The following is an 18978-nucleotide window of genomic DNA, read 5'->3' on the forward strand; positions in this document are numbered from 1 at the left end:
CCTGCAACCTGGAGGGGTTGGCGGATTTCCGCAGTCAGGATGACACGCAATTCAATCGGCCGCGATCCGTTCGCAGGCCACGTACCTTGAGGGATGGGTATAACAAATGTCCAGTATTCTGACTAATAATAGCGCGATGGTCGCGCTCGACACGCTGCGCAATATCAACAAAGATCTCGCATCGGTCCAAAACCAGATTTCAACAGGTAAGACGGTTTCCAGCGCCAAAGACAATTCGGCGATCTGGGCTATTTCGACTGTCATGTCGACCGACGTGGAAAGCTTCAAGACGATCTCCGACTCCCTGAACCTCGGTTCCTCTACCGTCGGCGTTGCTCGTGTTGCCTCCGAGAAGGTTACTGAGCTTCTCCAGGACATGAAAAACCTGATCGTTAATGCTCAGGGTGCAAACGTTGACCGTACGAAGATCCAGACTGAAATCGGTGAGATTCGTGAAAACATCAGCTCCGTTGTTGGCGCTGCCCAGTTCAATGGCCTGAACCTGGTTGACGGTTCTTCCTCAGCCGACATGAAGATCCTGTCTTCGCTTGACCGCAGCTCTTCGGGCACCGTTTCGGCAGCCTTCATCGATGTTGCACGTCATGACCTGTCGATCAGCAACTCCGCAACGGGCGCAACCTTCGGCGGCACCGCTGTTACCGACACGTCGATCATCGACAATGGTGGTACGAATGCCGGTACGGCAGCGACAGTTGCTGATGGCGGTTCCCAGGCGATCACGATTGCTTCGGTGGCCGACGGCAATTCTTATCGCCTCGTCCTGGACGACTCGGGTGCTGCCAATGACCTTGGCCAGCGTACGTTCGAATATGTGGCCGGTACGGATGACAGCGCCAACTCGGTTGCTGCGAACCTGGCAAATCAGGTCAGCACCTTCTTTGCTGCCACGGGCGAGACCAACTACACGGTTTCCCGCGCCGACGACGTGATCACGATCACCAACAACTCGGGCGATGATCTGACGCTGACGGCTGCTTCCGCCACCGGTGGTACGGCTGGCACGAGCGCTGGCGGTCTTGGCAACGTCTCTTCGATCGACGTGACCACAGATGCCGGTGCAACGGCTGCTCTGACCTCAATCGAATCCCTGCTTCAGACGTCGATTGATGCTGCAGCTGGCTTCGGTTCTTCGCAGACCCGTATCGAAAACCAGACTGACTTTGTCAGCTCCCTGGTCGACTCCATGACTTCCGGTATCGGTGGTCTGGTGGACGCAGACATGGAAGCTGCCTCGGCCAAACTGCAGGCCCTTCAGGTCCAGCAGCAGCTGGGTGTCCAGTCTCTGTCCATTGCTAACCAGGCGCCGCAGACTCTGCTGTCGCTGTTCCGCTAATATAACAGATAGCCCGGGAGCCAACGGAGGTTCCCGGGCTATTACTTCTACAAACCCGGGGAGGGTGTTTTGCAGTCACTGGCTTTCAAGGCGTATGGTGAGGTCAAGCAACGCACCGCGGGGGAGAAAGAAATTGAATTTGCGTTGTTTCGTCAGATTACGGACGCGCTCAAAGAGGTTTCTGACACGGAAGATGTCCAGCCAACTGACTGGGCAGAAGCCATTCACAGGAACCAGCAATTGTGGACAACGATTGCAATCGACTTGCTTCAACCTGGCAACGCCCTGCCGGACGAGATGAAGCGAAGCCTTCTGTACCTCGCAGAATTTGTCCGTCAGACCAGCATGAAAATCATGGCAGGCGACGGCGACATCGCTGACCTGATTGAAATCAACCAGTCCATTATGAATGGTCTTGGCGGTGCCGTTTCCAGCGACATAGCCGGGGAGGACGTCTGATTGTCGGGTCTCGTATTTAAAGTGGCACCGGGTGAGCGATTCATCATCAATGGTGCGACCCTCGAAAATGGTGACAAACCCGCTCGCATCCGTGTGGTCGAAGGGGATGCCCGCGTACTTCGCTGCCGCGATGCCATGCATCCAACGGAAGTCGATACGCCGGTCAAGCAGATCTACTACGCGATCCAGCTTCTGGTGACCGGTGATCTCTCGGAAGATGAGACGGTGCCAGCAATTGATGCTGAATGCGCGCGCCTTGAAGAAGTTTTTGATCACATAGACCCGGAACTGATCCCAGTCCTTCGTTCCATGATTGGCCGGGCCAACTATTATTCAGCCATGTGCCACCTGCGCCAGATCATGCCGATCGAGGCGGAACTCCTGGCCTTGCCCGGAAATGGCGCAGCGCCATTGCGTCAGGCAAAGGTCGCCTGACATCATGTTCCAGCCTGCCATCCCGTTGTCAGGAATTGGTGGATGGAAATTCCTGCAGGCGACGTATTCGCGCCAGTTGGAATCTTTCACTGATTCTCCCCAGGTCCGGAATGACCGGGATTACATGCTGGATAAGCTGTCCCAGACCATGAGTGTCGACGATTTCATGGCGGACAGGCGATTGCTGCGCGTCACCATGACGGCTTTCGGCCTGGGTGGTGAAGAGTGGAAAGGCGGATTTATCCGAAAGGCGCTGGAAGAGGTCGGAGACCCCGAAAGCACGTTCCTGCCGCGTCTTAACAATCCAAAGTACACAAAATTTGCTGAGGCGTTGTCCCCGATTGATGGCAAGATCATCACGTCATCGTCACAGCGGGCGAAGATGGCCGTCAATTTCGAAGCGGAGTCGTTCCGGACAGCTGTCGGCGATGTCGATGATTCCATGCGCCTTGCGTTGAACTACCAGTCCGAGATTGCCGAAATTGCTGGGAAGGAGTCCAGCGACAAGGCAATCCTTTACCGGATACTTGGGGATGTGCCGGTTCGCACAGTCATGCAGACCGCCTTCAATCTGCCGGATGGGCTCAGCAGTCTCGATCTTGATCGGCAAGCGGACATTTTCAAGGAAAAGATCCAATCGGTTCTGGGGGTCAGCGACCTTTCGGATCTGGGAAAACCCGAAGTGACGGAAAAGATGATCCATCGTTTTCTGGCCATGGAAACCATCGAGAACGGGTCTACATCCTATTCGTCGGCCTCCGCCGCCCTGACCTTGCTCAGCAACGGGGTTGGCAGCCAGGCGAGCCAGAATCTTTTCCTCAGCCTTCTGTCTTGATTTCTTCTTCCGGGATGGAGGCTTGCCCATCCGGGCCGAGGATGGACAGCAATGCCTCAAAGGCTGCAGCAATTCCGTCCGGGCTCTTTGTGCCCATGAAGGCGTCGAGTGCTGGAAAGAGGGCGATAGAATTGTCACCGTCTGCGTCTTTGCCGAACTCATAGAGGTTCGCCCTCAGCATGGGCTCGAGTTCTTCGTAAAGCGCGAGTGTCTTCCGGCAGCGGCGAATGAGAGCGTTTTCGTCATCAGTTGCGGCGTGTGGCAAGGCACGGGAAACTGATCGCAATACGTCGATCGCCGGATAGCGCTGCCGCTCGGCAATCTGGCGCGACAGGATGATGTGGCCATCCAGGATGCCGCGGATCATGTCGGCGACTGGCTCTTCCATGTCAGATCCGGCGACGAGTACGGAATAAATCGCTGTAATATCGCCCTTGTTGCCAAGGCCTGGTCCGGCCCGCTCGGCAAGTTCGGAAATGACCCGGACCGTCGAGGGCGGGAAGGCATTCAGCGCCGGCGTCTCGCCAGCCATGAGGGCGGTTTCCCGATGCGCTTCGGCAAATCGTGTGATGGAGTCGAAGAGGAAGAGTACATTGTGCCCTTCATCCCGGAAATGTTCGGCGGCTGTGATAGCGCAATAAGCCGCTCTTTTCTTGGCGCCCGGCGGTTCGCTGGCGGTTGCGGCAATTACGACGGTCTTGGACATGATCGATTGCGGCAGCACGTTGCGGACAAACTCGTTCACTTCGCGAGAGCGTTCGCCGATAAGCGCGATGACGACCCGGTCGGCTTCCAGTCCGGCTGCGAGTGAGCCGAGGAAGGTCGACTTGCCCACGCCCGAACCCGCAAACAGGCCCAGCCGCTGGCCCTGGCAAATCGGCAGCATCGTATCGGTCACCATCCAGCCTGTTGCCAACCGGTCACCGATACCCCGGCGGGCATGCGCGGGCAGGGGGGCCGTGTTCAGGCGGCGATTTGTGGCGCGTAGCGGAACGACCGGTGCCGTCGCGCCGGTAATGTCGCCGCGATAGTTGATGATTTGGCCAAGCCAATGATCGCCGGGTTCGATCCGGGGTTCCTGCTGAATCTGGACAGCATCCCCGATCCGGATTGCGTCGCAGGGCGAATAAAGGAGTGCGGTGACACTCTCTCCGGAAATTGAAAGGATTTCCCCGAGAATGCTTGTGCCCTGTTTTTCGATGACGATTTCATTGCCGACACCAGCAAGTTCGCTGATACCGGCAATGCGGACCATGCCAGGGGCGACGTCTGTGATGGTGCCCCAAAGACTAAAAAGTGTGAACGAAGGTGAGGCCGTCCCCATCGGCATGGTGTAAATCCTAACAAAACGCGTCGATCGGTTAACTATTTCTTCAACTTATCGCTTGAAGTCTTGTTAACGAGTTAACCAAGACGAGTCTGTCATGATTTCCCAGCTTCCGCTTTTTGAAATCTACGGCGCAATGGCACGTTACGCCGCGGAGAGCCAGAAGGTCAGCGCGACCAATATCGCGCATGCCGACGAACCCGGCTACAAGGCCAAACAACTTGAGTCTTTCGAGTCCTATCTTGCGCGCGCCTCCAATAGCGCTGCGCACACAGGGCTGAATACGTCATTTAAAGTCGTCGAGACGAACGGACCCGTCTCGCCCAGCGGCAATTCGGTCAGCATCGAGATGGAAATGTTCAAATCGGCTGAGGCGGCCGGTCAACACGAACAGGCGATGACGGTCTATTCCAAGTCGCTTGAGTTGCTGCGTACCGCGCTCGGAAAGTATTGAGGGAGGTCTGAATGAACCCACTCAAACAAATCATGATGCAGGCCGTTTCCGGCATGTCGCTGGAACAGCAGCGTGTCACGGTGGCGTCGGAGAACATCTCGAACGTCGACACCCCCGGATACCGCCGCAAACTTTTGCTGCAGGAAGCGCTCCCCGGGACGGGGGCGGATTTTGCGGCGACCAAGGTCATGCTGGATGAGACACCGGGTCAGAGGGAGTATGACCCGTCCAATCCGATGGCCGATGACGACGGTTACGTCACCATGTCCAACGTTTCCCTGATTACGGAAATGGCGGACTTGCGTGATGCCAACCGCACCTACGAGGCCAATCTGAACTCGTTTCAGCAGGCCCGCACGATGTACCAGTCATTGCTGGATGTTCTACGCCGCTGATGCGGTAAGAGGGGAGATGGGTTATGTCGACAGTGGGGTTCAACGCCTATACGGCGCTTAATACCGCGCGCCCTGCAGACGCCGCCGGTTCGGCTGGCGCTGCCGCGAAAACAGGCGACGACAAGAATGTCGTAGCGGAGGGAATTTCCGACTTCCGTGCGGCGCTGCAGCAGGCGGAAGGCGCCGCGGTGGACACGGCTGTGTCCGGTGCCGATCCGCATGCCATGGTTGCTGCGCTCGCCAATGCCGAGATGATGCTCGACGCTGCCGTGACGATCCGTGACAAAGTGGTCGAGGCTTACCAGGAACTGCTGCGGATGCCGGTCTGAGGCCGGAGGGTGCGGCATGTCTGAAGCGGAAATCTTCGAGGTTCTCAGGGCGCATATATGGGGCGCCGCCATGATGGCTCTGCCGATCCTGGTGACGACGCTGATCCTTGGGTTTGTGATCGGTCTTCTGCAGGCGCTGACCTCCATCCAGGAGATGACGCTGACCTTCATTCCCAAGATCTTTGCTGTCGTCGTCGTGTTTTTCCTGTCGCTTGGTTACATGACCCGCATCGCACTTGATCTTTTTAACAATTACGTCCTGCCGCTCATTTCAGAATAGGCCCCGCCGTGGATACAAAGAAACTTTTCGGGCTGTCGAACCCAACCGCGCTTCTGGCAATCGGTCTGATGATGGTCATCCTGGTGATGGTGCTGCCTGTACCGGCCTGGGTGATGGACATTGGACTGACCTGTTCGTTTGCTTTCGCGATCCTGATTTTCACGACATCGATCTTCATCGAGAAGCCTTTGGACTTCTCATCCTTTCCCAGCGTGTTGCTTGCCTCGCTGATCCTGCGGCTTGCATTGAACGTGTCTTCGACCAAGCTGATCATCGGCGATGGTCATACGGGTACGGATGCTGCTGGCGGCGTGATCCAGGGCTTCGCCATGTTCATCATGGGCGGCAATCTGTTTGTGGGCCTCGTTGTCTTCGGCGTTTTGGTGATCGTGAACTTCATGGTTATCACCAAGGGCGCAGGCCGTATGGCCGAAGTCGGCGCCCGCTTCGCCCTTGACGCCATGCCAGGCAAGCAGCTGGCCATCGACTCAGACCTTGCTGTTGGGGCCATTTCGCACGAAGAGGCCAAGCAGCGCCGGCAGAAAGAACAGGAAGAAGCCGCATTCCTCGGCTCTCTGGATGGTGCTTCAAAGTTCGTGAAGGGCGACGCCATCGCGGGCCTGCTGATTACCGCGCTGAACCTGCTGGCAGGTATCGGTATCGGTTTGACCGTGCACCATCTCAGCTTCTCTGAAGCCCTCAGCAATTACTCGATCCTGACCGTCGGTGATGGTCTTGTTTCCCAGATCCCGGCCGTGATCGTCTCCGTCGCTGCCGCGCTCCTTCTGTCGAAGGGGAGGGAAGACGGCGCCATCGATCTCGCGCTGGTGGCGCAACTGGGCGCCAACGCAACGGCGCTTTTCATCGTTTCCGGCATTCTTGGCGTGTTTGCGCTGTTCCCGGGGCTGCCCTTCATTCCATTCATGCTGGCTGCAATCGGCTTCGCGACGGCTGCCTGGTTCATTCACCAGAAGCACCAGAAAGTGGAAGCCGACAAGGAACTGGCGCTGGAGGAGAACGTTCCTGAGCCGATCAAGTTTGGCGACTCCATTCACTCCGATGAGATCCACCTCGAAGTCGCGCCGGATCTCGTGAACCTTGTCCTCCTGGGCGACAACGGATTTGAAAGCAGGATCCAGAAGATCAGGCGGTACATTGCCGAGGAATACGGCTTTGTCCTTCCGCCGATCCGGATGACGGACAATCCGATCCTGAAAAAGAACGAGTACCGCATCCGCATTCAGGGCGTCAGGATCGATTCCGGCTTCTTGCGGCCGGGCTCCGTTCTGGCGCTGCTCGAAGATGACCAACTGCCGCATCTCGATGGCGAGAAAGTCAAGGAACCGGTCTACAAGGCGGCTGCACGGTGGCTCTCCTCCGGTAAGAAACAGGAACTGGCCGCCTCCGGAATCCCCGCTGTCGACCCGATCGAAGTGCTTGCCACGCACATGTTGGAAGTGATCCAGTCGAACTTCTCATTGATCTTCACCCGCATGGTGATGCTCGACACGCTGGACGCGCTGACCAAGGTGTCCGACCCTGAGCGTGCCGCTTCCAATCGCCGGTTCCTGGACGAGTACATCCCCGGCAAGGTTACACCGGAGCTGCTGCTGTCTGTTATCCGTCTGCTGCTGGAAGAGCGCGTCTCGATCCGCAATCTGTTCCTCATCGTCGAGACCCTGGCCGAAGCCAAGCAGGCGGGCGCGAACATCCAGAAGTCTGTCGAAATGGTGCGCCAGCGGCTCGCCTTCCAGATTGTCGACCGCCTCCAGGACGAGCAGGGCCGCCTCCCGCTGGTCCAGCTTTCCACCAATTGGGAGCAGAAATTTGCCCAGTACGAAATCACAAATGAAAACGGTAACAGCGACATTGCGTTGCCGCCGGAACTGTTTGGTGAGCTGACGAATCTGGTCCAGACAAAACTGAATGAAGCGGCCCGCAAAGGTGTGATTGCATCTGTCGCGACAACTTCGCGCCGGCGCCGCTTCCTGCAGACCGTGCTCGTCAGCAAAGGCATTCGCAATGCCGTGTTGGCCTATGAGGAAATCAACGCCAAGACGAAGCCCTATATCATCGGCGTTGTCTGATGCTGGGGGGCTTGCCCGTCCCGGACGCATTATCCACCTGGATCGCACTGGTCATGGTGATTGTCGCCCGGCTGAGCTTTATCGTCTTCTTCATGCCGGGCATCGGCGAACAGACGGTTCCGCTTCAGATGCGGGTGATGATCCTGCTCGCGCTCTCCGCCATGTTTTCGATATCCGGGTTCATTGCGCCACCGCCGGCCGATTCATTCGCTTCATATGCGGGCGTGCTGGCAACGGAGGTGGCTATCGGTTTCTCCCTTGGCGTGGTGATGCGGGTCACCATCTGGATGCTCAGCATTGCCGGCACCGTGATTTCACAATCCATTGGATTGTCACAGCTCCTGGGGATTGCGCTGGAGCATGAACAGCAGACCATGACGGCCAATTTGCTGTCGATGGCAGGGGCGGCGCTTTTGCTGTCAGCAGATTTTCATATCAAGGCGATTGCGAGCCTGCTGCGTCTTTATACGGATGTGCCGATCGGGGCGCTGGAAGCAATGAACCAGGATATGCTGGTCCAGGCGTTCCTGTCGGCTTTCGGGCTTGCGATCATGCTGGCCTGGCCGTTTGTGGCAGTGAACCTGCTGTACAATATTTGCCTTGGTTTCATCAACAAGGCGCTGCCTTCGCTGATGGTGGCATTTGTCGGCGCGCCGCTGATGATCGGCGCCGGTATTATCCTTCTGGCGTTGTCGATCATGGGCATGCTGGTGGTGTGGGAAGGCCGCATACCTGATATCGTCGTCTGGCAGTGAGGTAGATCATGGCCGAGCAGGAATCAGACAGCGGCGAAAAGGAATTCGAGGCCACCGAGCAGCGCCGCCAGCAGGCGCGTGAGGAAGGCAATGTTCCGCAGTCGAAGGAAGCCAATACTCTGGCATTGATCGTCGGCACCATGGTGGCGGCAGTCGTCCTGCAGTTGGCCATCGGCAATTCGGTGTTCCAGGACTTTTCGTCGATGTTGTACCACGCGGATTCCTTCTCGGAAGACATCTTCGATTCGGGAGGGAGCGAGACCCGCAGCTGGCTGTCCACGACCCTCATCAAGTTTGCCCCGGTGCTTCTCATCCTTGGCGCGATTGTCATGCTGGCGCTCATTGCCCAGCGCTCCATCTCTTTTTCAGCAAAGAAGATTCAGGCGGATCCAAAAAAACTGTCACCCTTCGAAAACATCAAGAAAAAGTATGGCGCGAAAGGCTTGCTGGATTTCCTGAAAGACACGGTAAAACTGATATTTGCGGCGACCATTGCCATCGTCTTTCTCGTGCAGCTCGCCCAGGACTATTACGCCTCCAGCGCCATTCAGCAGGGCCAGTTCGCCGAATTCACGTTTGCGCAGGTGCTCAAACTTATCTTTTGGTTCCTCTTGTTCCAGTTCGTGCTCGCGGCAATTGACCTGCCACTGCAGCGCCGGCTTCACGCCAACCAACTGAAGATGACGCGTGAGGACATGAAAAAGGAACTCAAACAGTCCGAGGGGGATCCCCAACTTAAGCAGCAACGCCGCCAGAAAGCACAGAAAATATCGCGCGGCCAAATGCTGACCAATGTGAAGGATGCGACTGTGGTCATGGTCAACCCGGAGCATTATGCCGTCGCGCTGAAATGGGACCCTGACTCCAGCAAGGCACCTGTCTGCGTGGCCAAGGGTGTCGACCATCTCGCGGCGCGCATCCGTGAGGTTGCCACAGCGAACAACGTGCCGATCTATCGGGATCCGCCAGCTGCCCGGTCGATGTACGGCCTTGTCGAGGTGGACGAAGAAATCCGCCCCGAACACTTTGCCGCTGTGGCTGCCGCGATCAATTTCGTCGAACGTGTGAAAAGGCACATGGAGTAGGGGATGGCGCAAAAAGGCCCGCCCCTTCAGAAGCTTGTTGCCCTCAAACGCCAGCGGGCCGAGCAGCACCTGCTCAGCGTGCAGCAGGAGCTCACCGCGCTGAAGACAGACTTGCAGCGGCTCGAAGCGGACCTGGCCTCACTCAATGGCGAGGCGGGCGGGATCGAGTCGCATATCCTGTCCTATGAGCACGGATACGCGCAGCGCCAGACCTTCGCCATTCAGGCCTGCCGCGCGAAGATCGCCGAGAAGGAAACGGAATTCAGTGCCGCCCGCGAAGCTCTGAAACGGGCCTTCGATTCCGAAGACCGCCTGCGCCGGGAGGGCGGCCGACCCTGACCGCGGTGCTTGATCTTTGACAGCCAGCTCGCCACAAGACCGCCCATGATCGACTATCGTTTCTCCGTGGCCCCCATGATGGACTGGACCGATCGGCATTGCCGGGCATTTCACCGGTGCCTGTCGAAACGGGCCTTGCTCTGGACGGAGATGGTGACGGCGGATGCCGTGATCCATGGCAACCGGCAACGCTTGATTGGCTTCAGTGAGGCCGAGCACCTGCTTGTCCTGCAGCTCGGCGGGAGCGACCCGCAGAAGCTGGCCGAGGCGGCGCGCATCGCCGAAGGCTTCGGCTATAACGAGGTAAACCTCAATTGCGGGTGCCCGTCCGACCGGGTGCAGTCGGGCGCGTTCGGCGCGTGCCTGATGGCGCAGCCGGATCTCGTGGCAGACTGCGTGGCCGCAATGAAGGCGGCGGTGTCCATTCCTGTCACCGTGAAGTGCCGGATCGCCATTGACGATTTGCCGGCGCGCGAGACCCTGTTCACCTTTATCGACAAGGTGTCTGCGGCCGGGTGCGAGGTCTTCACCGTGCATGCCCGGAAGGCCTGGCTGAAAGGGCTTTCGCCGAAAGAGAACCGGGACATTCCCCCGCTCGATTATGAGCTGGTCGCCGATCTGAAAACGGCCCGGCCGGACCTGACCATCATTCTGAATGGCGGCATTCCTGACATTGCGGCGTGTGCGGAGCATCTGAAGCGCTTCGATGGCGTCATGCTTGGACGGGCAGCTTACCAGACGCCCGCCATTCTGGGGGAGGTCGATGCAACCCTCTTCGGGCAGGGGGAGGTCGTTTCGCCGTTCGAGGCGGTGGAGGCTTATCGCCCCTATATGGCGGCACGCCTGGACGCAGGGGACGGACTGCATGGCATGACCCGTCACATGCTGGGTCTCTTCAATGGCCGGCCGGGCGCGCGCCTGTGGCGGCGGACCCTGTCGGAACGGGCGCCGCGTGATGGGGCGGGGCTGGACGTGCTCGATGCCGCGCTGGACGCCGTGAAGGATCGCGCCCCGGCCTGACACCAAATTTGTTCTTTATTTGTTCGGGTCTGCGTGTTAACCATTTTCCCGCTGGAAGGGAAACGGGCGATGGTCTGCAGGGTCACCACATTTGCATTTGAGGGCGTGGATGCGCAGCCCGTTGATGTTCAGGTACAACTCACGGGCGGAAATCCGAATTTCCATATTGTCGGCCTGCCGGACAAGGCCGTTGGCGAAAGCCGGGAGCGTGTGCGCGCCGCTTTTGCGTCGCTTGGGCTCGCTTTGCCGCCGAAGCGTGTAATCGTAAATCTTGCCCCTGCGGACCTGCCCAAGGAGGGCAGCCATTACGACCTTGCCATCGCGCTCGCCATGCTGGCCATCATGGGGGTGATCCCGGCCGACCAGCTGGACGGTTATGCCGCCATAGGGGAACTGTCGCTCGATGGCGGCCTTGGGGAAACGGTTGGCGTCCTGCCTGCTGCCATGGCGGCGGAGTCGATGGATTTGCGGCTGATCTGCCCGGAAATCTGCGGTGCCGAGGCCGCCTGGGCCGGGGGCAGCGTGATTGCCGCGCGCAGCCTGATCGCCCTGATAAATCATTTTACCGGACGTGAAGCCATCGGAGCGCCCAAGGCGGGCCTGCTGGCTGAGCCGCCGCCCGGTCCTGACCTCAAAGATGTCAAAGGGCAGGAGGGCGCCAAGCGGGTATTGGAGATCGCCGCGGCGGGCGGGCACAACCTGCTGTTCTGCGGTCCGCCCGGTTCGGGCAAGTCGATGCTGGCCCAGCGCCTGCCGGGTCTGTTGCCGCCACTCAGTGCGCGGGAGCTGCTGGAGGTTTCGCAAATCCAGTCGATCTCCGGCCTGCTGGAACGTGGACGCCTGTCGCGCACGCGGCCTTTCCGGGCGCCGCACCATTCGGCCTCGATGGCGGCGCTGGTCGGCGGCGGGATCAAGGCGAAGCCGGGAGAGGTCTCGCTGGCGCATCATGGTGTCCTGTTTCTGGATGAGCTGCCGGAATTTCCAGCCAATGTGCTCGATAGCCTGCGCCAGCCATTGGAGGCGGGGGAGGCTGTGGTGGCCAGGGCGAACCGGCATGTGCGGTATCCCGCGCGGTTTCAGCTGATCGCGGCGATGAACCCGTGCCGGTGCGGGGGCGGCCCGGGGGCGGCTGCGTGTACGCGCGGACCCAGATGCGCACAGCAATACCAGTCCCGCCTGTCAGGCCCGTTCCTCGACCGGATTGATCTTTACTTCGACACGCCGCCCGTCACCGCCGTGGACCTCGCCTTGCCGCCGCCTTCCGAAGGCACTGCGAAAGCCCGCGCCCGTGTGGCGGTAGCGCGGAATATCCAGGCCGACCGGTTCGGCGAGACAGGGGACGATACGCGCCGGCCCGTCAACGCCGACGCCCCGCTGCCGGAACTGGAAAAAGTCGCCCGGCCCGACCCGCCGGGGGGCGCGTTGCTGGCGGATGCCGCAGGACGGCTGAACCTGACGGCGCGGGGCTATTCCCGCGTGCTGAAAGTCGCGCGAACGATTGCAGACCTCGACGGATCAGATGGTGTACGCCGCGTTCACATTGCCGAAGCCCTCTCTTACCGCCAGCGTCCGGCCGGGCAGGGGGAAGGGGTCAACGCGCAGGCCATGGCCCGTTAGGAAACCGGCCGCGAAACGTGTGGCCGATTTAAACAATTCCTAAAGCGTCTGCTGCAGGATGCCTCCATGACCAAGCCACCCCTGCTGCCGGGCGAGCCGCGCCCGGAAGAGACATTCCTCGCTGCGGCGAGCCATGAAATCCGCACGCCGCTGAACGGGATTCTCGGCACGGTTTCGCTGTTGCTGGAAACCGAGCTGGAGCCGTCCCAACGGGAATATGCCGAAGCCATCCGGCTCAGCGGTTCCCGGCTGCTGGATCTCCTGAACAATGTGCTCGATTATGCGCGCCTTGATGCCTCGACCATCGAACTGGAGGCCGAGGCTTTCTGTCCGGTCCGTCTTGGCCGCGAAGTGGTGGAACTGCTCAGCCCGCGCGCCCACGCCGCCGGGCTCGATATTGCGGCACGTGCATCTGACCTGCCGATGCCGTCTTATTCCGGCGATGCGGGGCGCATCCGGCAGATCCTGTTCAACCTGGTCGGCAATGCCCTGAAATTCACCGAAACCGGCGCCGTCCTGCTGGATATATGCGCTCAACCGGATGGACTGGAATACCGGATCATCGATACCGGCCCCGGCATTGCGCCTGCCGATCGCGAGCGGCTTTTCGAAGCGTTCCGTCAGTCCAGCCGCCAGGATGCCTACAAGGATGGCGGCGTTGGCCTCGGCCTCGCCATTGTGAAGCGCCTGACAGACCTGCTCGGCGGACACATCGAAGTGACGGGGGAGCCAGGCCTCGGCACGTGCTTCTCCGTGCGTCTGCCGCTGAAAAAGGCCGACTTGCCGGCAACGCATGACCTGCCGGTCCTGGATGCGGTGGTGGGGCTCGCCGGTCTGCCGCCGGCAACGTGCCTGTCGACAACCGCCGCCCTGATGGATGCATCGGCCCGGCCGGTTCGCATTGATGTGTCGTCTGGCCACGTCCCGCCGGAGGTCGATGTCCTGCTGATCGGGGCGGAGCAGTCGGAAGAAACCATCCGCGCGCTCGCCCGCAAGGCACCTGCGCTGATCGTTCTGCGTCCGGAAGACCGGGGCGCCATCGCCCGCTTCAAGGCGATGGGCTGTGTCGGCTGGCTTGTGCGGCCGCTGCGGGCCTCCTCGCTGGTCGAACGTGTGTTCGTCGTGAAAGCGGGCGGCCTGCCGGCGGACGAACCTGAAAAGCTGACGGGCGCCGGGCGCGTGCTGATCGCGGATGACAATCCGGTCAATGCGATGATTGCACGGCGTGCCTTGGAATCGGCCGGATTTACCGTCACAGTCGCCTCGACAGGTATTGAAGCGCTGGAGGCCGCGAAGAGCATGAATCCCGCCCTGGTCCTGATGGATCTCCGCATGCCCGAGATGGATGGATTTGAAGCCATGCGCCGGTTGCGCGCCGAAGGGGCGGATGTGCCCGTGATCGCCGTGTCTGCCGAAGTGAATGCCGATATCGAGCGTCAGGCAATCACAGCCGGCGCCAATGAAGTGGTCGCCAAGCCGATTGAACCGCAGGCCCTGCGGGCGCTGGCCATCCGCTGGACCGGCGCAACAGGCAAGGCCGGCGCCGCATGAGCGGTGAAGCCGCGCTACCGGCGAAGAAACCCTCCCGGGCCGTCCGCGCCCTCCGGGCCCTGAAAGACCGCCGCATGGCGGCGATGCTGATGCTCTCCTTTGCGGCCGGATTGCCTTACGGCGCCGTGCTCGGGACGCTGAATGCCTGGCTGACCCAGGAGGGTATCAAGCCGTCCACCATCGGCACATTGTCGATCATCACGCTTGGCTATTCCTTCAAATATCTCTGGGCTCCGGCGTTCCAGGACGCGTCCTTTCCTGTCCGGTGGCTGGGGCCGCGGCGGATGTGGCTACTGGCCTTCCAGGTCCCGATTGCCATCCTGCTTGGCGTTCTGGCGTTCAGCGATCCGTCCAACGCAATCGGCCTGGTTGCGCTGGTCGCCCTGAGCGCGGCGCTCCTGTCGGCAACGCATGACATCGTGCTGGATGCCTGGCGGATCGAAGTGGCGCGTTCGGACGAAGACAAGGATTTGATGTCCGCCATCTACCAGCTTGGCTACCGGGCGTCTGGCTTCGTGACCGGCTTCGTCGCCCTGTTGCTTGTCGGATATATCGGCTGGCCGCTGGTCTACGGCATGATTGCCCTGATGATGCTGTTTGCCGTGGCCGGGACGTTTGTGGCGCCCGAGCCGGAGCGCTCCGACGATCCGGCACATGCCCGGCCCAGCTATCAGTCGAACCTGCCGGAATCGGAACGAAACCTTGTCACCTGGGGGATCGCAACCGGTTGGCTGATCGCTCTGTGCATGATCATCTGGTTTGTCTTTGGCGCCCTGACACAGGACCCGCCGCCAAGCGCACGGGCCTTTGTGACCCAGCAGGGACCGGTCATCGTGGCGTTTACGGTTCTGTTCCCGGCCTTGATCGCGGCCACGCTTCTGGCGCGGCATGGGCGCGAGCCGGGCACCGTGCTGATCGATGCGCCGGGCACCAGCCGCCTGACCCGGGCGGTCCGGGTCCTGTTCCGGGCCATTTTCGATCCGCTGATGGACCTGATTGGCCGGCTCGGCTGGGGCGCGCTGTTCGTGTTGCTGCTGGCGCTGACCTACCGGTTTACCGATGCGGTCTGGGGCGCCTTTGCCTATCCATTCTATCTCGATGACCGGTTCGGCGCGCTGCATCACTCCACGGCGGATGTCGCGATTGCCTCGAAATTCTTCGGCATCCTGATGATCATGGCCGGGGCCGCACTTGGCGGCGTCGTCATGGGCATTGTCGGCCGCATGCCTGTCCTGGTGGCAGGGGCTGTGCTGGCCGCGGTCACCAACCTCCTGTTCGCAGACCTTGCGGCGGGCGGTGTGGCCATCGATGCCTTCCTCGATTTTACCCACCTCGGAGAGCCGTTGCGGGCCTTTGCTGCGGTTGCCGCAGACATTTCGCCAGACGCACATGGCGCGGATGCGGGGCCACGTCTGGCGCGCCTGATGATGGCGATTGCCGGGGAGAACCTGGCCGGAGGTTTCGCCAGTGTCGCGATCGTGGCGTATCTCACATCTGTCGTGAACCCGCGCTTTGCGGCGGTCCAGTATGCCTTGCTCGGGTCCCTGACGATGCTGATCGGGACGTTGGGCCGGCCCTGGCTGGGTGAGATCATCGAACAACAGGGCTATTATACGGTCTTCATCATCACGTTCTGGCTCGGGGGTGTTGCCGTCGTGCTCAGCATTCTGGAATGGTGGCGGCAGGCACGGGAAGCCCGTGCAGCAAAGCAAGGAGACGCCTGATGGAAAACCAACGTCCCAAAGGTCTTGGCGGCCACTGGCGGCTTTATGTGGCGATGGGCGTGCTGTCGCTGCTAGGCGGCCTGTTCGCCCTTCTGAATCCTGTTGCCGCTTCATTCTTTGTCCTGCAGATCGTGGCCTTCCTGTTTATCCTGCTGGGCGGGATGCAGGTGGCTTTCACGCTGCGCTCGCCATTCGGCTTGTCCTGGTTCGACCTTGGTATGGGCGTCCTCCAGATCCTTCTGGGCGTCATGCTGCTGGCGAATCAGTTGGGCGGGCTCGTCTCTCTGACGCTGATCCTGGCGTTCCTGTTCATGCTGGAAGGCGTGATCCTGGTGCTGGCGGGGACAAATTTGCGCCCGTTCCGCCCCTGGCTCTGGCTGGTGGTCGGCGGGACGATCTCGATCCTGCTGGCCGTGTTCGTGCTGATGAACCTGCCGGAAGCGGCAGCCACGCTGCTCGGCCTGCTGCTGGGGATCGATCTTATGTCGAACGGACTCTGGCTCGTTGCGGCGGGCCTGATGCTCCGCGACGTCAAGGACTGAACGGGCAGGGGCTGGCCCCCCGAAGCGGCGCGCTCTAGGCTCGGTACACCCGCAACCGACCGGAGCCGTCCCATGAAATCCTTTTTCGCTGCCGCCGCCGTCGCCTGCCTGCCGCTGGTGGCTTGTACCACGCAGGACGCCGCGCCGATCGCTGCCATCAACGCCCAGAGCGAGGCGGAGACCGCTGCGATCACGGCCATGCTTGAAGCGCAGGATGCGGCCTGGAACCGGGGCGACATTGATGGCTTCATGGACGGCTACTGGAAGTCGCCTGAGCTGCGCTTTGCGTCCGGCGGCAAGGTCACGCGCGGCTGGGACGAGACCAATGCCCGCTACCACAATACTTATGGCGGTCCGGAGACGATGGGCACGCTGGTGACCGACGATTACGAGATCGTGCTGCTGGGTCCGGATGCCGCCGTCGCGCACGGACGGTGGAAGCTGACAGGACGCGAAGGGACGCCGTGGGGGCTCTACACGCTGGTCCTGCGCAAGATGGGCGGTACGTGGAAGATCGTTTCCGACACGACCACGTCTGCCGGTTAAGGCCATCGGTCTGCCATGAAATGACCTCGGGCCTGCGGCTTGGCAGGCCCGGACTTTGGCGGCAAAAGCAGGCAGGGGCCCCTGTGGCCGCAGTGTCAGGGGACCGGCATGAAACGAGCGACACTCGACCAGACGACGGCGAATTTTGCGTTGGAACGCTCGATCGAGCGGCCATGGTTCCGCAGTTTCATCACCGGCCTCATCATCTTCAACGCCGTGATCCTGGGCATCCTGACCTACCGGCATTCCCTGCCGGCGGAACTGGTCCTGACGCTGGAGGTCATGGACCATGGGATCACCTATGTCTTCGCGGTGGAGATCCTGCTGAAGCTGGTGGTCTACCGGCTCCAGTTCTTCCGGGTGGGCTGGAACTGGTTCGACTTCATCGTCGTCGGTATTTCGCTGATCCCGGGCGGGGGCGCGTTCAGCGTCCTGCGGGCCCTGCGCGTGTTGCGAGTGCTGCGCCTGCTGCATGTCGTGCCGGTGATGCGCCGGATTACCGAAGCCTTGCTCAAGGCCCTGCCGGGCATGGGGGCGATTGTCGCCGTGCTGGCGCTGGTGACCTATGTCGCTGCGGTGATGGCCACCAACATGTTCGGCAATACCGAGACCGAGGAAGTCCGCCAATTGTTCGGGGACCTGCCAAGCTCGGCCCTGTCCCTGTTCCAGGTAATGACCATGGATGGCTGGCGGTTTGAAGTCATGCAGAAGGTGATCGATGACGGCCACCCGATGGCGTGGCTGTTCTTCCTGATCTTCATCTTCGTGGCCAGTTTCGCCATCCTCAACCTGTTCATCGCCCTGGTCGTGGATTCGCTGGCAGCCGAGCAGAAAGCGGTGCTCGAAGAAGGGCTTGAGGACCTGGAGGAGGAGTTCGAGGAAGAGCGCGGCGAGGCCGATGATGCGCGACACGAAGTCCTGGCTGTTCTGAAGCAATTGCAACAGGAAATGGCGGAGCTTAAAGCAGCGGTCGCCGCCCGGCCCGGCCCCGGCGAGTAGAAATGCATTAAGCGTGCTTCACGCAACTGTCAGCAACCCGGCCTCCCAAGATTTGAAAATTCTGCTATAAGGCGGCAACGATGAGCCTGTGGACGCGACTTCTTGAAGGCGGCAGACGCCTTTTTGATCCCGACATCACGCATGAGGACGAAGCCCGCGACCCGGGGGAGGTTCCGTGCGCGCCGGACCCGAACGATGTGGGCTTTACTGCAGCGGTTGTTGGCCTCGGCGCCAAGCTCGCCAAGGCGGACGGCACCGTTTCCGACAAGGAAATCATGGTGTTCTCCCGCGTCTTCCGTGCCCCGCCGGAAGAGGCCGACAATGTACGCCGGGTGTTCAATCTCGCCCGCCAGACGGTGCGGGGCTATGAGGGCTATGCCCGCCGGATCGGCCGGCGCTACCATGACCGGCCCTGCCTGCTGGAAGGCGTGATGGACGGCCTGTTCCAGATCGCGGGCGCGGACGGCGTCATTACACAGGACGAGCTGACCTATCTGCAGAATGTGTCGGAGGCCTTCGGCTTCAGCGAAGCGACGTTCCGCCGGATCAAGGCCGCCCATATGGGGCCGGACCGGAACGATCCCTATCACGTTCTGGGTGTGGCCCACGACGCCGAGTTCGATGTCATCCGCGCGGCCTATCGGCGCCTGATGGCGGATCACCACCCCGACCGGGTGATCCAGATGGGCGCGCCGCGGGAATTCGAGGATGCCGCCCATGCCAAGGCTGCAGCGATCACCGCCGCCTATGCGCAGATCCGGACCGAGCGGGGCCTGCTGATCCGGCAGGAATATTGAGCAGGCTGAAGCTTTTTGTGAGGTACCGCCTGCGTCTCGTTGACGGGC

21 protein-coding genes are annotated in these 18978 nt (G+C 60.7%); 20 read left to right on the plus strand and 1 reads right to left on the minus strand.

The features are described 5' to 3' along the window. Positions 1-106 precede the first annotated feature (106 nt). The 4 genes from HAD_RS06410 to HAD_RS06425 all read left to right on the plus strand — a co-directional run bounded on the left by HAD_RS06410 (position 107) and on the right by HAD_RS06425 (position 3083). Positions 107-1354, plus strand: coding sequence for a flagellin (locus HAD_RS06410; protein WP_035570051.1), 1248 nt, complete (start codon positions 107-109; stop codon positions 1352-1354). A 69-nt stretch (positions 1355-1423) separates the two neighbouring features. Then, positions 1424-1813, plus strand: a complete 390-nt coding sequence (flaF, locus tag HAD_RS17845; RefSeq protein ID WP_051595976.1) for a flagellar biosynthesis regulator FlaF — start codon at positions 1424-1426, stop codon at positions 1811-1813. Next, positions 1814-2248, plus strand: coding sequence for a flagellar biosynthesis repressor FlbT (locus HAD_RS06420; protein ID WP_035570052.1), 435 nt, complete (start codon positions 1814-1816; stop codon positions 2246-2248). A gap of 124 nt (positions 2249-2372) precedes the next feature. Then, complete coding sequence (locus HAD_RS06425) at positions 2373-3083, plus strand: DUF1217 domain-containing protein (protein WP_241765310.1); 711 nt, start codon at positions 2373-2375, stop codon at positions 3081-3083. Here the strand turns inward: HAD_RS06425 and HAD_RS06430 are convergent. Then, positions 3067-4413, minus strand: coding sequence for a FliI/YscN family ATPase (locus HAD_RS06430; RefSeq protein ID WP_051595977.1), 1347 nt, complete (start codon positions 4411-4413; stop codon positions 3067-3069). The genes HAD_RS06425 and HAD_RS06430 overlap by 17 nt on opposite strands. Positions 4414-4507: 94 nt before the next feature. Between HAD_RS06430 and HAD_RS06435 the strand changes: the two genes are divergently transcribed. From HAD_RS06435 to HAD_RS06510, 16 genes are all read left to right on the plus strand, one after another. Next, complete coding sequence (locus tag HAD_RS06435) at positions 4508-4864, plus strand: flagellar biosynthesis protein FlgB (protein WP_035570054.1); 357 nt, start codon at positions 4508-4510, stop codon at positions 4862-4864. A gap of 11 nt (positions 4865-4875) precedes the next feature. Continuing rightward, positions 4876-5259 (plus strand): flagellar basal body rod C-terminal domain-containing protein, encoded by a 384-nt coding sequence (locus HAD_RS06440; protein ID WP_035570056.1) that lies wholly within the window; start codon positions 4876-4878, stop codon positions 5257-5259. Positions 5260-5282: 23 nt separating this feature from the next. Further along, positions 5283-5588 carry a flagellar hook-basal body complex protein FliE gene (gene fliE, locus HAD_RS06445; RefSeq protein ID WP_035570058.1) on the plus strand — a complete coding sequence of 102 codons (306 nt, stop codon included), beginning with the start codon at positions 5283-5285 and terminating at the stop codon, positions 5586-5588. Between the two features lie 16 nt (positions 5589-5604). After that, positions 5605-5868, plus strand: coding sequence for a flagellar biosynthetic protein FliQ (locus HAD_RS06450; protein WP_035570059.1), 264 nt, complete (start codon positions 5605-5607; stop codon positions 5866-5868). A 68-nt stretch (positions 5869-5936) separates the two neighbouring features. After that, positions 5937-7955, plus strand: a complete 2019-nt coding sequence (locus HAD_RS06455; RefSeq protein ID WP_051596226.1) for a flagellar biosynthesis protein FlhA — start codon at positions 5937-5939, stop codon at positions 7953-7955. Positions 7956-8008: 53 nt separating this feature from the next. Further along, positions 8009-8710, plus strand: coding sequence for a flagellar biosynthetic protein FliR (locus HAD_RS06460; protein ID WP_241765311.1), 702 nt, complete (start codon positions 8009-8011; stop codon positions 8708-8710). 8 nt (positions 8711-8718) lie between these two features. Further along, complete coding sequence (locus HAD_RS06465) at positions 8719-9795, plus strand: EscU/YscU/HrcU family type III secretion system export apparatus switch protein (protein WP_035570065.1); 1077 nt, start codon at positions 8719-8721, stop codon at positions 9793-9795. A 3-nt stretch (positions 9796-9798) separates the two neighbouring features. Next, positions 9799-10134, plus strand: a complete 336-nt coding sequence (locus tag HAD_RS06470; protein ID WP_035570066.1) for a hypothetical protein — start codon at positions 9799-9801, stop codon at positions 10132-10134. A gap of 45 nt (positions 10135-10179) precedes the next feature. Next, positions 10180-11154, plus strand: a complete 975-nt coding sequence (dusA, locus tag HAD_RS06475; RefSeq protein WP_035570068.1) for a tRNA dihydrouridine(20/20a) synthase DusA — start codon at positions 10180-10182, stop codon at positions 11152-11154. 69 nt (positions 11155-11223) lie between these two features. Continuing rightward, on the plus strand, positions 11224-12771 hold the full coding sequence (locus tag HAD_RS06480; RefSeq protein ID WP_035570071.1) for a YifB family Mg chelatase-like AAA ATPase: 1548 nt from the start codon (positions 11224-11226) through the stop codon (positions 12769-12771). 66 nt (positions 12772-12837) lie between these two features. After that, on the plus strand, positions 12838-14322 hold the full coding sequence (locus tag HAD_RS06485; protein WP_051595979.1) for a response regulator: 1485 nt from the start codon (positions 12838-12840) through the stop codon (positions 14320-14322). After that, the gene (locus HAD_RS06490) at positions 14319-16046 is read left to right on the plus strand and encodes an AmpG family muropeptide MFS transporter (RefSeq protein ID WP_035570073.1); all 1728 of its coding nucleotides are present in this window, start codon (positions 14319-14321) and stop codon (positions 16044-16046) included. Before HAD_RS06485 ends, HAD_RS06490 begins: the two co-directional genes overlap by 4 nt. After that, a complete protein-coding gene (locus HAD_RS06495) occupies positions 16046-16588 on the plus strand; it encodes an HdeD family acid-resistance protein (RefSeq protein WP_051595980.1) in 543 nt (180 codons plus the stop codon). The genes HAD_RS06490 and HAD_RS06495 overlap by 1 nt, the downstream gene beginning before the upstream one ends. Positions 16589-16660: 72 nt before the next feature. After that, positions 16661-17134: a YybH family protein gene (locus HAD_RS06500; RefSeq protein ID WP_051595981.1), complete on the plus strand. Its 474-nt coding sequence runs from the start codon at positions 16661-16663 to the stop codon at positions 17132-17134. Positions 17135-17242: 108 nt separating this feature from the next. Next, positions 17243-18133 (plus strand): ion transporter, encoded by an 891-nt coding sequence (locus HAD_RS06505; RefSeq protein ID WP_051595982.1) that lies wholly within the window; start codon positions 17243-17245, stop codon positions 18131-18133. A gap of 80 nt (positions 18134-18213) precedes the next feature. Further along, complete coding sequence (locus HAD_RS06510; protein ID WP_035570075.1) at positions 18214-18930, plus strand: molecular chaperone DjiA; 717 nt, start codon at positions 18214-18216, stop codon at positions 18928-18930. Positions 18931-18978 lie beyond the last annotated feature (48 nt).

It is taken from the genome of Hyphomonas adhaerens MHS-3 (genome assembly GCF_000685235.1).
Classification (GTDB): domain Bacteria; phylum Pseudomonadota; class Alphaproteobacteria; order Caulobacterales; family Hyphomonadaceae; genus Hyphomonas; species Hyphomonas adhaerens.

What these genes read in the sequence shown, in the direction of transcription:
- HAD_RS06410 (WP_035570051.1), top strand. Translation starts at nt 107, where the DNA reads ATGTCCAGTATTCTGACTAATAATAGCGCGATGGTCGCGCTCGACACG.
- HAD_RS06425 (WP_241765310.1), top strand. Translation starts at nt 2,373, where the DNA reads ATGCTGGATAAGCTGTCCCAGACCATGAGTGTCGACGATTTCATGGCG.
- HAD_RS06430 (WP_051595977.1), bottom strand. Translation starts at nt 4,413, where the DNA reads ATGCCGATGGGGACGGCCTCACCTTCGTTCACACTTTTTAGTCTTTGG.
- HAD_RS06435 (WP_035570054.1), top strand. Translation starts at nt 4,508, where the DNA reads ATGATTTCCCAGCTTCCGCTTTTTGAAATCTACGGCGCAATGGCACGT.
- HAD_RS06440 (WP_035570056.1), top strand. Translation starts at nt 4,876, where the DNA reads ATGAACCCACTCAAACAAATCATGATGCAGGCCGTTTCCGGCATGTCG.
- fliE (WP_035570058.1), top strand. Translation starts at nt 5,283, where the DNA reads ATGTCGACAGTGGGGTTCAACGCCTATACGGCGCTTAATACCGCGCGC.
- HAD_RS06450 (WP_035570059.1), top strand. Translation starts at nt 5,605, where the DNA reads ATGTCTGAAGCGGAAATCTTCGAGGTTCTCAGGGCGCATATATGGGGC.
- HAD_RS06455 (WP_051596226.1), top strand. Translation starts at nt 5,937, where the DNA reads ATGATGGTCATCCTGGTGATGGTGCTGCCTGTACCGGCCTGGGTGATG.
- HAD_RS06460 (WP_241765311.1), top strand. Translation starts at nt 8,009, where the DNA reads ATGGTGATTGTCGCCCGGCTGAGCTTTATCGTCTTCTTCATGCCGGGC.
- HAD_RS06465 (WP_035570065.1), top strand. Translation starts at nt 8,719, where the DNA reads ATGGCCGAGCAGGAATCAGACAGCGGCGAAAAGGAATTCGAGGCCACC.
- HAD_RS06470 (WP_035570066.1), top strand. Translation starts at nt 9,799, where the DNA reads ATGGCGCAAAAAGGCCCGCCCCTTCAGAAGCTTGTTGCCCTCAAACGC.
- dusA (WP_035570068.1), top strand. Translation starts at nt 10,180, where the DNA reads ATGATCGACTATCGTTTCTCCGTGGCCCCCATGATGGACTGGACCGAT.
- HAD_RS06480 (WP_035570071.1), top strand. Translation starts at nt 11,224, where the DNA reads ATGGTCTGCAGGGTCACCACATTTGCATTTGAGGGCGTGGATGCGCAG.
- HAD_RS06485 (WP_051595979.1), top strand. Translation starts at nt 12,838, where the DNA reads ATGACCAAGCCACCCCTGCTGCCGGGCGAGCCGCGCCCGGAAGAGACA.
- HAD_RS06490 (WP_035570073.1), top strand. Translation starts at nt 14,319, where the DNA reads ATGAGCGGTGAAGCCGCGCTACCGGCGAAGAAACCCTCCCGGGCCGTC.
- HAD_RS06495 (WP_051595980.1), top strand. Translation starts at nt 16,046, where the DNA reads ATGGAAAACCAACGTCCCAAAGGTCTTGGCGGCCACTGGCGGCTTTAT.
- HAD_RS06500 (WP_051595981.1), top strand. Translation starts at nt 16,661, where the DNA reads ATGAAATCCTTTTTCGCTGCCGCCGCCGTCGCCTGCCTGCCGCTGGTG.
- HAD_RS06505 (WP_051595982.1), top strand. Translation starts at nt 17,243, where the DNA reads ATGAAACGAGCGACACTCGACCAGACGACGGCGAATTTTGCGTTGGAA.
- HAD_RS06510 (WP_035570075.1), top strand. Translation starts at nt 18,214, where the DNA reads ATGAGCCTGTGGACGCGACTTCTTGAAGGCGGCAGACGCCTTTTTGAT.